Source organism: Azospirillum brasilense (assembly GCF_022023855.1).
Lineage (GTDB): Bacteria > Pseudomonadota > Alphaproteobacteria > Azospirillales > Azospirillaceae > Azospirillum > Azospirillum brasilense_F.
Window position 1 is genome coordinate 669,340 of sequence record NZ_CP059452.1, and the last position, 11,976, is coordinate 681,315.

General features: G+C 67.9%; 10 protein-coding genes and 1 pseudogene. 4 read left to right on the forward strand and 7 right to left on the reverse strand.

Features of this window, described 5'->3' with window-relative positions; all coding sequences use genetic code 11:
• Positions 1-7 precede the first annotated feature (7 nt).
• The 3 genes from H1Q64_RS29400 to proV are packed head-to-tail and all read right to left on the reverse strand — an operon-like array spanning position 8 to position 3,083.
• A complete protein-coding gene (locus tag H1Q64_RS29400; protein WP_237907409.1) occupies positions 8-904 on the reverse strand; it encodes a glycine betaine ABC transporter substrate-binding protein in 897 nt (298 codons plus the stop codon).
• A 41-nt stretch (positions 905-945) separates the two neighbouring features.
• Positions 946-1,884, reverse strand: a complete 939-nt coding sequence (locus H1Q64_RS29405; protein WP_237907410.1) for an ABC transporter permease — start codon at positions 1,882-1,884, stop codon at positions 946-948.
• Positions 1,885-1,886: 2 nt separating this feature from the next.
• Positions 1,887-3,083: a glycine betaine/L-proline ABC transporter ATP-binding protein ProV gene (gene proV / locus H1Q64_RS29410; protein ID WP_145674028.1), complete on the reverse strand. Its 1,197-nt coding sequence runs from the start codon at positions 3,081-3,083 to the stop codon at positions 1,887-1,889.
• A 630-nt stretch (positions 3,084-3,713) separates the two neighbouring features.
• Between proV and H1Q64_RS29415 the strand changes: the two are divergent.
• Together H1Q64_RS29415 and H1Q64_RS29420 are read left to right on the forward strand one after the other, a co-directional pair.
• Positions 3,714-5,754 (forward strand): annotated as a pseudogene (locus H1Q64_RS29415) (M3 family metallopeptidase).
• 89 nt (positions 5,755-5,843) lie between these two features.
• Positions 5,844-6,419 (forward strand): HutD family protein, encoded by a 576-nt coding sequence (locus H1Q64_RS29420; RefSeq protein WP_237907411.1) that lies wholly within the window; start codon positions 5,844-5,846, stop codon positions 6,417-6,419.
• Between the two features lie 31 nt (positions 6,420-6,450).
• Here H1Q64_RS29420 and H1Q64_RS29425 read toward each other — a convergent pair whose 3' ends face one another.
• From H1Q64_RS29425 to hutG, 4 genes are all read right to left on the reverse strand, one after another.
• On the reverse strand, positions 6,451-7,062 hold the full coding sequence (locus H1Q64_RS29425) for an MliC family protein (RefSeq protein ID WP_237907412.1): 612 nt from the start codon (positions 7,060-7,062) through the stop codon (positions 6,451-6,453).
• 124 nt (positions 7,063-7,186) lie between these two features.
• A complete protein-coding gene (locus tag H1Q64_RS29430; RefSeq protein WP_237907413.1) occupies positions 7,187-7,975 on the reverse strand; it encodes an IclR family transcriptional regulator in 789 nt (262 codons plus the stop codon).
• Positions 7,972-9,360 carry a formimidoylglutamate deiminase gene (locus H1Q64_RS29435; RefSeq protein WP_237907727.1) on the reverse strand — a complete coding sequence of 463 codons (1,389 nt, stop codon included), beginning with the start codon at positions 9,358-9,360 and terminating at the stop codon, positions 7,972-7,974. The genes H1Q64_RS29430 and H1Q64_RS29435 overlap by 4 nt, the downstream gene beginning before the upstream one ends.
• 35 nt (positions 9,361-9,395) lie before the next feature.
• Positions 9,396-10,196: an N-formylglutamate deformylase gene (gene hutG / locus H1Q64_RS29440; RefSeq protein WP_237907414.1), complete on the reverse strand. Its 801-nt coding sequence runs from the start codon at positions 10,194-10,196 to the stop codon at positions 9,396-9,398.
• A gap of 286 nt (positions 10,197-10,482) precedes the next feature.
• Here hutG and H1Q64_RS29445 point away from each other — a divergent pair, with 286 nt between their 5' ends.
• Entirely contained in the window at positions 10,483-11,280 is a 798-nt protein-coding gene (locus tag H1Q64_RS29445) for a glutamine ABC transporter substrate-binding protein (RefSeq protein WP_237907415.1), read from the forward strand.
• Between the two features lie 31 nt (positions 11,281-11,311).
• Entirely contained in the window at positions 11,312-11,974 is a 663-nt protein-coding gene (locus H1Q64_RS29450) for an amino acid ABC transporter permease (RefSeq protein WP_035679436.1), read from the forward strand.
• Positions 11,975-11,976: the final 2 nt, after the last annotated feature.

An 11,976-nucleotide genomic window follows, 5' to 3' on the forward strand; every position in this document is an offset into this window, starting at 1 on the left:
GGCCTCGTCAGGAGGCAGGCATCTCGCCGGTCACCCAATAGTCCACACGCTGCTTGTTGTTGGCGATGTAGTTGTCGATCGCCTTCTCATAGGAGGTGGCGTCGGCCTCCAGCATGATTTTCTCCAGATCCTCCAGCGGCAGATACATCCGGGTCAGGAACTCGGCGACCTTGGGGTGCTCCTGGTAGAAGTTCTTGCGGGCCATGACGTGGACGCGCTCCAGCCCGCCCAGCGAGCCCTTCGGGTCCTCCAGGTAGCGCAGCTTCCACTTGGCGAACATCCAGTGCGGGCTCCAGGCAGTGACGGCGATCCAGTCCTCGCGCCGATCGGCGCGGCCGAGCGCGGCGGTCATCGCGGCGCCGCTGGCTGAGACCAGCTCGTAGCCGTCGAGGCCGTAGTCCTTCAGCGCCTTCTCCGACGCCTGCATCAGGCCCGAGCCGGGATCGATGCCCTGGATCTTGCCCTTCAGCTTCTCGCGGATTTCCGGCTTGGCGAGGTCGGCGATGGTCTTCACCTGATCTTCCGGCACATAGTCCGGCACGGCCCAGCCCAGGCGGGCGCGGGTGTAGAGCATGCCCAGCGGCACGATGTCCTTGCCCACCTTGTCCAGATAGGAGGCGTGGGTGGTCGGCAGCCAGGACATCATCATGAAGTCGAGGTCGCCCTTGGCGAGCCCCTGATACTGCAGGCCGATGTCGGCAAGCACCAGCTCGACCGGCTGATCCAGTCGTTCCTGGATGAGGCGCTGGGCGAGCTTGGTCACCGCCTCGGCGTCGGACCAGGCGGTCCAGCCGATGCGGACCGGCTTCCTGTCCTCGGCAGCGAGGCTCGCGGAGGACAGGGCGGTGCTGCCGATCACGGCGGCGACGCCGAGGGCCATCATCTTCAGAAACGTGCGTCTCATGCAAAAAATCCTTTGTTTTGTATGGTTTTGGGGATGGCGGTTCATCCCGCTTCCGTGACTCCGTGCGTGGGAGACAGGTGCGTGTCGTCCCTCGGCTGCGCCGCGCGGCGGCGGCTCAGCAGGGAGCGCAAGGCGGATCGGGGAGAGCGTCCCCCCGCATCCGGGGTTCCGAAACTCTGGGTGATGCGGTCGAGCAGGATCGCCAGGATCACCACGGCCAGCCCGCCTTCAACGCCGAGGCCGATGTCCAGCCGCTGGATGCCGCGCAGCACCTCGTTGCCGACGCCGCCCGCCCCGATCATCGAGGCGATGACGACCATCGACAGCGACAGCATGATCGTCTGGTTGATGCCCGCCATGATCGACGGCAGCGCGGTCGGCATCTGCACCTTGAAGAGGAGCTGACGCGGCGTGCAGCCGAAGGCGAGGCCGGCTTCGACCAGCTCGTGCGGGACCTGCCGAATGCCCAGGCTGGTCAGGCGGACGACCGGCGGCATGGCGAAGATGATCGTCGCGATGATCCCCGGCACCCGGCCCAGACCGAACAGCATGGCCGCCGGGATCAGATAGACGAAGGCCGGCATGGTCTGCATCAGGTCGAGCGCCGGACGCACCACCGTTTCCACCCGGTCGTTGCGCGCGGCGACGATGCCCAGCGGAACGCCGATGGTCAGGGCGATGGCGGTCGCCGTCAGCACCAGGGCCAGCGTGTCCACCGTCTGGTGCCACATGCCCAGCCCGGCGACGACCAGCAGCGAGGCTGCGGCGAACAGCGCGAAGCGCCAGCCATTCCGCCATAGACCGATCAGCACCACGATGGCGGCCAGCCCCACGCCGGGCAGCGAGGTCAGGGCGGCCTGGACGCCGTCGGCGACCGCGCCGACCACGAGGTCGATGCCGTCGAACAGCCATTGCGCGTGGTCCAGCAGGAACATCACGGCGGCGTCGGCCCAATCGCCGATGGGAAGCTTGAACTCCATGGTCAGCGCGTCCGTCCAAGGGTTTCCAGATAGGCGGTCTTGGAGATCGCCCCGACATAGGCGCCCTGCCCGTCCACCACCGGCAGCGGGCACGGGGCCGACGCGATGCGCGGCAGCACCTCGTCCATCGGCAGGTCGACGGGAAGCGGCTCGATGCCCGGAAGCAGCGCCTCGTCCAGCGTGGCGGAGCCGTTGTGCCGCTCGATGGCGGAAACCAGAGTCTCCACCGATACCACGCCCTGGAAGCGGCGGCGCCCGTCCTGGACATAGCCGAACTCGCGGTCGCGCTCGCGCAGCTGGCGGACGGCGGCGCGCGGGCCTTCGCCGGTGTGGCGGATCAGCGTCACCTGATCGCGCCGGGCGATGTCGCCCGCCGTCAGGATCTTGGTGACGTCGATGTTGCGGAAGAAGGAGCGGACGTAGTCGTTGGCCGGCTGCTTCAGGATCTCGTCCGGGCGCCCGACCTGGATGATCTGGCCGCCTTCCATGATGGCCAGCCGGTCGCCGATGCGGATCGCCTCGTCCAGGTCGTGGCTGATGAAGACGATGGTGCGCTGCCGTTCGGCCTGAAGCCGCAGCAGCTCGTCCTGCATCTCCGTCCGGATCAGCGGATCGAGGGCCGAGAAGGCTTCGTCCATCAGCAGGACGGACGGCTCGTTGGCGAGCGCGCGGGCCAGCCCGACGCGCTGCTGCATGCCGCCCGACAGCTCCCGCGGGAAGCTCTCCGCGTAGGCGCCGAGGCCGACCGCGTCCAGCGCCTGCTGCGCCTTGTCGCGCCGCGCCTTCAGGCTTTCCCCGGCGATCTCCAGCCCGAATGCGGCGTTCTCCCACACCCGCAGGTGCGGCAGCAGGGCGAAGGACTGGAACACCATGCCGAGGTCGCGCCGCCGCAGCTCGGTCAGCTCGGCGCGCGACAGCTTGGTGATGTCCCGCCCGTCGATCCGGATTTCGCCCGCGGTCGGGTCGATCAGCCGGTTGAGCATGCGGACCAGCGTCGATTTGCCGGAGCCCGACAGGCCCATGATGACGAAGATTTCGCCGGCCTCGACCTCGAATGTGGCGTCGAGGACGCCGACGGTCTGGCCGGTGCGTTTGAAGATCTCTTCCTTGGAAAGACCCGCCTTCAGCAGGTCGAGCGCCTGACGTGGGTGGCGCCCGAAAATCCGGGTGACGCCGTTTACGGCAATTTTCGCGGTCATCCGCTGATGCCTCCGCTCTTGGCAAAATGCGTGTGGTTCCGGAGCCCGAACGGGACCGGTCCGTCTTGCAGCCTTCATTGGAAGCAGGGGGAAGCAGGGGCGTGCCGGGGTGGAGAGGCACGCAAGGCAAGGACTTTCGTCCGCACGCCAGCAATTTCGACAGCCGCGTCGCGACCGCCTCCCGCCAACCACAGGGAAAGTAAATCTACATGAGAAAACGCAAAAACAGCGAAGACTCATGAAATTGAAGGCCATATGAACAAGAAAACAGATTTATCTATGCATGCATACCGATGTCACCTCTGAAACAGACTGGAGTTGTAGGGAAATGCGCACGCGGAATGGCGCTCCTGAAGCGCGTTCAAGAGGACAATTCCTGGCCGCCACTGACAAGAGGCTAACAAACTTTAGGAGAGATTTGAAGCCTTTTTATGTCTCGGTTGGATATGGTACCGGATCAATGTCGTTCAAGCGTGAATTTAAAGGCTTATTATCCTAATTCTGCGTTGCGGTTCCTTCCTTTTTCGCCGCTCTGGGATGCGCCCTGCGGCGACCGGCATGTTGTGGCGGCGGACCGGTTGCGGCACCATGTTCGGCATGTCTTCCGTTTCCGGTCAGCAAGGGGCCTTGATGAGCAACCCGTTCTTCGAAACCTGGACCACGCCCTTCGGCCTGCCGCCCTTCGACCGTATCCAGGCCGAGCATTTTCCGCCCGCCTTCGACCATGGCATGGCGGAGAACATCGCGGAGATCGCGGCGATCACCGGAAACCCCGACGCCCCGACCTTCGCCAACACCATCGAAGCGATGGAGCGCAGCGGGCGCTTCCTGAACCGGGTCGGCGGCGTGTTCTGGAACCTGAACTCCAGCAACACCACCGACGCGCTGGAGACCATCGCCCGCGACTACGCACCGAAATTCGCCCAGCATTCCATGCGCATCGCGCTGGACCCGGCGCTGTTCGCCCGCGTCGCCGACCTGTACGAGCGCCGCGCGACGCTGGACCTCGCCCCCGACCAGTTGCGCCTGCTGGAGCGCCAGCATCTGGGATTCGTGCGCAGCGGCGCGCTGCTGCCGCCGGACGCCAAGGCGCGGATGACCGCGATCACCGAGCGGCTGGCGACCCTGCACACGCTGTTCGGCCAGAACGTGCTGCACGACGAGAAGGACTGGCAGCTCGTCCTGGAGGAGAGCGACCTCGCCGGCCTGCCGGACTTCGCGCGCAACGCCGCCGCCCAGGCCGCCAAGGAGCGCGGGCAGGAGGGCAAATACGTCATCACGCTGGCCCGTTCCTCGGTGGAGCCGTTCCTGACCTTCTCGGCCCGCCGCGACCTGCGTCAGGTCGCCTACGAGGCCTGGATACGCCGCGGCGAGCATGAGGGCGAGCACGACAACCGCCCGCTGATCCGGGAGATCGTCGCGCTGCGCACCGAGCAGGCGAAGTTGATGGGCTACGCCAGCTACGCCGACTTCAAGCTGGACGACAGCATGGCGAAGGACACCTCCGCCGTCGAACGGCTGCTGCTGCAGGTCTGGGGGCCGGCCAAGGAGAAGGCCGCCGCCGAGCGCGCGGAGCTTCAGGACTGTGCCCGGGCGGAGGGCATGAACGAGCCGATCGCCCCCTGGGACTGGCGCTATTACGCGGAGAAGGTGCGGCAGGCCAAGTACGAGATCGACGAAGCGGAGGTGAAGCCGTATTTCGTGCTGGAGAACATGGTGCGCGCGGCCTTCGACACCGCCGGGCGCCTGTTCGGGCTGACCTTCACCGAGCGGCCCGACCTGCCGGTCTACCACCCGGACGTCCGCGTCTACGAGGTGACGGAGAAGGACGGGCGGCATGTCGGCATTTTCCTGCACGACAATTTCGCCCGCTCGTCGAAGCGTTCCGGCGCCTGGATGAGCAGCTACCGGGACCAGGAGAATTTCGACGGGGCGGTGTCGCCGATCATCGTCAACAAACAACAACTTCTCCAAGGGCGAGCCGACGCTGCTCAGCTTCGACGACGCCGAGACGCTGTTCCACGAGTTCGGCCATTTCCTGCACGGCTGCCTCAGCAACGTGCGCTACCCAAGCCAGTCCGGCACCTCGGTCCGCCGCGACTTCGTGGAGCTGCCCTCGCAGATCTACGAGCACTGGCTGGCGATTCCGGAAACGCTGTCCACCTACGCCCGGCACCACCAGACCGGCGAGCCGATCCCGCAGGATCTGCTGCGTCGCCTGCTCGCCGCCCGCAACTTCAACCAGGGTTTCGGCACGGTGGAGTACACCGCGGCGGCGCTGCTCGATCTGGAGTTCCACACCCGGAGCGACGCCGCCGACACGGATGTGGCTGCCTTCGAGCGGTCGGTGCTGGACAAGATCGGCATGCCGGCGGAAATCGCCGTGCGCCATCGCCCGACGCATTTCCAGCACCTGTTCGCCGGCAGCGGCTACGCCGCGGGCTATTACGCCTATCTGTGGGCCGAGGTGCTGGACGCCGACGGGTTCGAGGCGTTCCTGGAAACCGGCAACCCCTTCGACCCGGACCTTGCGGCGAAGCTGAAGACGATCTATTCGTCGGGCGACACCCGCGACCCGATGGAGCTGTACACCGCCTTCCGCGGACGCGAGCCGCGCATCGAGGCGCTTCTCAAGCACCGGGGCCTGACCCAGTCGCTCGGGGACGCCTGACGCACCGCCCATCGGCGCCGCAGACACTTTGACGAGGACAAGGGACAGGGGATGGGCCGGACGCCCTCCCCCGTCCCGAGAGGATTCTTATGGCTGTTTCTCTTCTCGACCCCGCCCGCTACCGCCGCATGCCCTGGAAGAACGGCGGCGGGACGACCACCGAAATCGCCCTCCAGGAGCTGCCCGGCGCCCCCGGCCGCTTCCTCTGGCGGGTCAGCATCGCCGACGTGGCGGAGGCCGGTCCCTTCTCCGCCTTCACCGGCTGCGAGCGGCTGATCGCCGTCATCGAGGGGGCCGGCATGCGGCTGACCGTGGACGGCGTCCCGGCGACCGTCACCAACCGCGCCGCTCCCTTCCGCTTCTCCGGCGACGCAGCGGTGGATTGCGCCCTGCTTGACGGGCCGATCCGCGACTTCAACCTGATCTTCGACCGCGAGCGGGCCGACGCCCGGCTCGACATCCTGCCGGCCGACAAAGCCGCGGACATCCCGGCCGGCGGCGTGGCGCTGGTCCACGCGCTGGCCGGCGAGGTGATCCTGCGCACCGGCGATAGCGTGGCGCGCGTGTCGCCGGGCTGGACCGCCCGTCTGGACGACACCGCCGCCACGCTGGAGACCGGGCCGGGGGCCTGCGCCGTCCTCGCCCGCGTCGCGGCGCGCGGGTAAAGGACCCCGCGTGAGGAGTTAGGTTGAGGGCTTACGGCGCCTTCCGGCAGGTCATCTCCGGAGCGCCGTAGCCCCAGGTCACCCGCGCTTCGCCCTGATGCTCCCAAAAGCTCTCGTTGCGGCCCTGATAGCGGGCGCCGGACGCCGCCGGCTGGCCGACCATCAGCGACACCTCGTCGCCGCGTTCGGCGATCATCATCGGCGGCTCGGACTCGAAGAAGGTGGCGGTCAGCTCGTTGCCCGCTTGGCCGTCGCAGGCGAAGCGGACCGGGCCGATGGAGGGCACCAGCCGGTACCGGGCCTGAAGCTCGGCGATGCGCAGGCGGTATTGCTCCCCGACGCAGGCGCGGCGGTCGTCGGCCTTCCAGCAGTCGTTCCGGCCCTTGATCCAGCCGTGCTGCTCCGCCTTCAGCACCGGGGGGTGTTCGTTCGCCGCCTTGCCCGAGGCTTCGCCATAGACCTCGGCCAGCTTGCGGTCGAGCGCCGACAGGTCGGCGTCGGTGCAGACCATCTGCTCGATGCTGCCCGCCTCCACCTTGGCGCAGGAGAAGGAGGGGCCGGCGGTTTCTGCGGCGAGGGCGGTGCTGCCCCATGCGACCGTCGCCATGAGGGCGATGCGCAGGGCGTTGCGGTGTGCACGCATGGGGCTTCTCCCCTGCAATCTTCCGACCCGGTCAGAATGCCGCGTTCTACGTCCCGGGAAAAGACATCCCCTCTCCCCGGAGGGGCGAGGGTCATTTGGGCGACCGCTTCGCCGTGCCCACCGCTCAGCCGCGCGGCAGGTAGCCGAGCTGGTGCGAGATCGCGTCCGCCGTCTCCACCACCTTGGTCCGCAGATGGTCGAGCGTGGCGGGCTGGTCCATCACGGCGCTGGGGCCGGAGAGGTTGATGGCTGCGATGACCTCGCCCCGGTGGTCGCGGATGGCCGCCGCGATGGCGACGATCCCCGACACGAAGGAGGAGCGGTTCATCGTCCAGCCGCGCTTGCGGTCCTCCGCCACCTCCTGGATGAGCGAGGTCAGCGTGACCGCCGTGGTGTCGCTGTAGCGGTCCAGACGCACGCCGGTGTAGAGCTGCGCGATGGCCTCGTCGGTGAGGCCGCTCAGCAGCATCCGCCCCATCGCGGTGGCGTGGGCCGGCAGGCGGTAGCCGACCGCGATGTTGCTGGACAGCGTCATGTGCGAGTGCGCGCGGTAGACGTAGACGATCTCCGTCCCGTCGCGCACAGCCATGTGGGCCGAGATCTGCGTGCTGTCGCGCAGCCCGTCGATGTAGGGGATCGCCACCTCGATCCCGTCCAGCCCCGACAGGTAATGATAGCCGAGCTGCATCGACCGCGGCGCCAAGCGGTAGGACTTGCCGTCCCCCACCCGCCCGATGTAGCCGAGATGCTCCAGCGTGAAGACCAGCCGGTAGGCCGAGGCCCGCCCGATCCCCAGCGCCTTGGCGATGTCGGTCAGGGACAGCGTCCGGCGCTGCGGCGTGAACAGCTCCAGGATGGCCAGCCCGCGCTGCAGCGCCGGGGCGATGTAGGTGTTCGGATCGGTCTCGCTCATGTGTCCCGGCGCAACCCCTCGATGGCGCGCCGGTAGGCGGCCCGGATGGCGTCCTCCCGGACGTGGCGGCCGTCGCGCACCACGGTCCGCCCCGCCGCGACCACGTCGCGCACGGCGTGCCCGTCGCTGGCGAAGACATAGGCGTCCAGAAGGCTGTCGTCGGTCCGAGAAAGCAGTTTCGGGTTGTCGGCGTCAAGCACGACGAGGTCGGCGGGCTGGCCCACCTGAATGCCGCCGCCAGCCACCGGCTGGCCCAGCGCCTGCGCGCCGCCGGCCACCGCCGCCCGGTAGAGGCCGCCGCCGATGGACGGGCAATCCCCGATGCGCAGCACGTTGCGCCGCCGCTGCACCAACCGCTGGCCGTATTCCAGGAGGCGCAGCTCCTCCGCCGCGGACACGCTGATGTGGCTGTCTGACCCGACGCCGAACCGCCCGCCCTGCGCCAGGAAGGGGATCGCCGGGAACAGCCCGTCGCCCAGATTGGCCTCGGTCGTCAGGCAAAGACCGGCCACCGCGCCGCTCGCCGCCATGCCGTCCACCTCTGCCGGGGTCACGTGCGTGGCGTGGACGAGGCACCAGCGCGGCCCGACCGGAGCGTTCTCCAGAAGCCACTCCACCGGGCGCTTGCCGCTCCAGGCTACGCAGTCGTCCACCTCCGCCGTCTGCTCGGCGATGTGGATGTGGATGGGCGCGCCGGTGTCGAGCGCGTCGAGGCCGGCCAGCGCGTCGCGCATCTCCTCCGGCGTCACCGCGCGCAGCGAATGCAGGGCGAGACCGGTGCGGCGGCCCGCCCGCTCCGTGCCCATCGCCTTCTGCATGGCGGCGACGATGGACAGCAGCCCGTCCACGTCGTTGATGAAGCGCTTCTGCCCGTCGGACGGCGGCTTGCCGCCGAAGCCGCTGTGGGCGTAGAGCACCGGCAGGTGGGTCAGGCCGATCCCGGCCGTGTCGGCAGCGGCCAGGATGCGGCGCGACATCTCCGCCCGGTCGGCGTAGGGGCGCCCGTCGGCACCGTGGTGCAGGTAGTGGAACTCCGCCACCGCCGTGTAGCCCTGCTTCGCCATCTCCATGTAGAGCAGCGACGCGACGGCCTCCGCCGCCTCCGGCGTCATGCGGCGGACGAAGCCGTACATGGCGTCGCGCCACGTCCAGAAGCTGTCCTCCAACGCGCCGGCGTATTCGGTCAGCCCGGCCATGGCGCGCTGGAAGGCGTGGCTGTGCAGGTTGGGCATGCCGGGGATCACCGGTCCGGCGGCCCGAGGCAGGCCCTCCGCGGAGGCGTCCCGCTCCACGGCCGTCAGCGTGCCGCGCGCGTCGAAGCGCAGCGCCACGTTCGAGGCCCAGCCCTCGGGCAGCAGCGCCCGTTCGCAGAACAGTTCGTTCATGCCGTCCCCCGTCACGCTGTCCATCACCGCCTCCATCACGCCCGCTCCTCAGCCCAATCGGCCATCGCTCCGATGAAGCGCCGGAGATGCGGACGAATCCGCGCGGCGCGCGCCTCGTCGAAGGCGAAGGGCGCATCCTCCTCCATGTAGGTCACCTGCGCCATCTCGAGCTGCACGGCGTGCCAGCCCTCGGCCGGGCGCCCGAAATGGCGGGTGATGTGGCCGCCCTTGAAGCGCCCGTTGAGGACATGGGTGAAGCCGTCGGCCCCGGCATCCGCGCCGACCGCGACCAGCCGGTCGCTCAGCACGGGATCGGCGCTGCGCCCGTCGTTGGTGCCGATGTTCAGGTCGGGCAGCCGCCCCTCGAACAGTCGCGGCACGACGGAGCGGATGGAATGGGCGTCGAACAGCACCGCCCGCCCGAACCGGTCGCGCAGCCGGGTCATCTCCGCGGTGATGGCGTCGTGGTAGGGCGCCCAGTAGCGGGTGACCCGTTCGGCCACCTCCGCCGCGTCCGGTTCGGCGCCCGGCTGGTACAGCGGCGCCCCGTCGAACAGGGTGGTCGGGCACAGGCCCGTGGTGGCGCCGCTGTAGAGCGGCGTGTCGTTGCTGGGGCGGTTCAGGTCGACGACGTAGCGCGAGAAGCGCGCCTGGATCACCCCGACTCCGAGATCCTCCAGGAAGTCGTAGAGCCGCGGCAGGTGCCAGTCCGTGTCGGGCAGGCCCTGCGCCTCCGGCACCAGCCGGCCTATGAATCCGTCCGGCAGCGCCGTGCCGACATGGGGCAGGCTGACCAGCACCGGACGGCGCGCGGCGCGAAACCCGAAAACGTCCATATCCTCTCTCCCGTGCGACAAGTGTTTTGTCAGCAAAACTTTCTGCTTCCCTGTTCGGTCGCCCCCGGCTTCCGCGACGTTCGCGTTACGTGGCCGCAATACCAGCGTTGCCATAGGGCGTCCATCATGCTCCAGTATGACAAACGGCGTTGACGCGACTGTTTTCCCTGGGCAACATATGTTTTATAGGCAAAACATGGCGCTGCCAAGCCGCTCGCTGCGCAAGGGGGTTCCCCGGCGTCCGAAACTGGCAACGCAGGCGCAACGAACAGGGAAATTCCGACCCATGAAGTCCTTTGGTAAGTTTCTCGCCGCCGCCTCCTTCGCCGCCGCCGCGGTCGTCACGGTGGTCGGCGCCGGGTCCGTCCCGGCCCGCGCCGAGGACGCGGTGATCGCCTCGATCAAGCAGAACGGCACCTTCCGCGTCGGCGTGGACGCCACCTTCGCGCCCTTCGAATTCTCGCAGGACGGCAAGAAGACCGGCTTCGACATCGAGCTGGTCGAGGCCATCGCTAAGGAGCTGGGCGCCACCAAGGGCGTCGAGTGGGTGGACATCGACTTCAAGGGCCTGATCCCCGGCCTGATGGCCAACCGCTTCGACATGATCGCCTCGGCCATGTACATCACCGAGGAGCGTCGCAAGGTGGTCGCCTTCTCCGACACCTACTATCCGGGCGGCCTCGTCATCATGGTCAAGGCGAACAACACCGCCGTGAAGGGCCCGGCCGACCTCGAAGGCAAGACCGCCGCCGTGCAGATCGGTACCAAGTCGGTCGTCCATCTGAAGGAGCATTTCCCGAAGACGAAGATCGTCGAGGTCGAGACCAACGCCGAGATGTTCGGGCAGGTCGAGACCGGCCGCACCGACGTTGCGGTGACCGGCAAGCCCGCCGCCAAGCTCTACGCCCAGACGCATCCGACCGTGAAGGTGCTGGACGACCAGCTCACCACCGAGGATTACGGCTTCGCCATGCGCAAGGACAACACCGAGCTGGTGACCAAGGTGAACGCCGCCATCACCAAGCTGAAGGCCGACGGCACCTATCAGAAGCTGGTCGACAAGTGGTTCGAAGCCAAGAAGTGATCGATATCTTCGTGAACGGAGGACCCCTCCCGTGACGCTCGACTTCGCCCCCGTCTGGGGAGGGTTGCCGGAGCTGCTGAAGGGCACCGTGGTCACCATCGAGGTGACCGCGGCGGCCTTCCTGCTCAGCGCCGTGCTTGGCCTGCTCGTCGGCATCATCCGCCTCAACCCGGCGCGGCGCGTGCTGTACGGCATCGCGTCGGCCTATGTCGCCTTCATCCGCGGCACGCCGCTGCTGGTGCAGCTCTTCCTGCTGTTCTTCGGCCTGCCGCAGTTCGGAATCCTGCTGCCGGCGTGGCTGTGCGGCGTGATCGGGCTCGGCATCTACAGCGGCTCCTACGTGTCGGAGGTGGTGCGCGGCGCCATCCAGTCGATCGACCGCGGCCAGATGGAAGCCGCCCGCTCGCTCGGCATGTCCTACCGCGAGGCGATGTGGGAGGTGGTTCTGCCCCAGGCCTTCCGCCGCATGCTGCCGCCGCTGGGCAACGAGACCATCGCGCTGATCAAGAATTCTGCGCTGGTGTCGCTGCTGACCATCGACGACGTGATGCGCGAGGGGCAGCGCATCATCTCCACCAGCTTCCGCGCGCTGGAGGTCTACATCGCCGTGGCGTTGATCTATTTCGTGCTGACCAACGCGGCCACCTGGATCCTGCGCCAGATCGAAAAGCGCATGACCGTGGAAAGAGGGTAAGC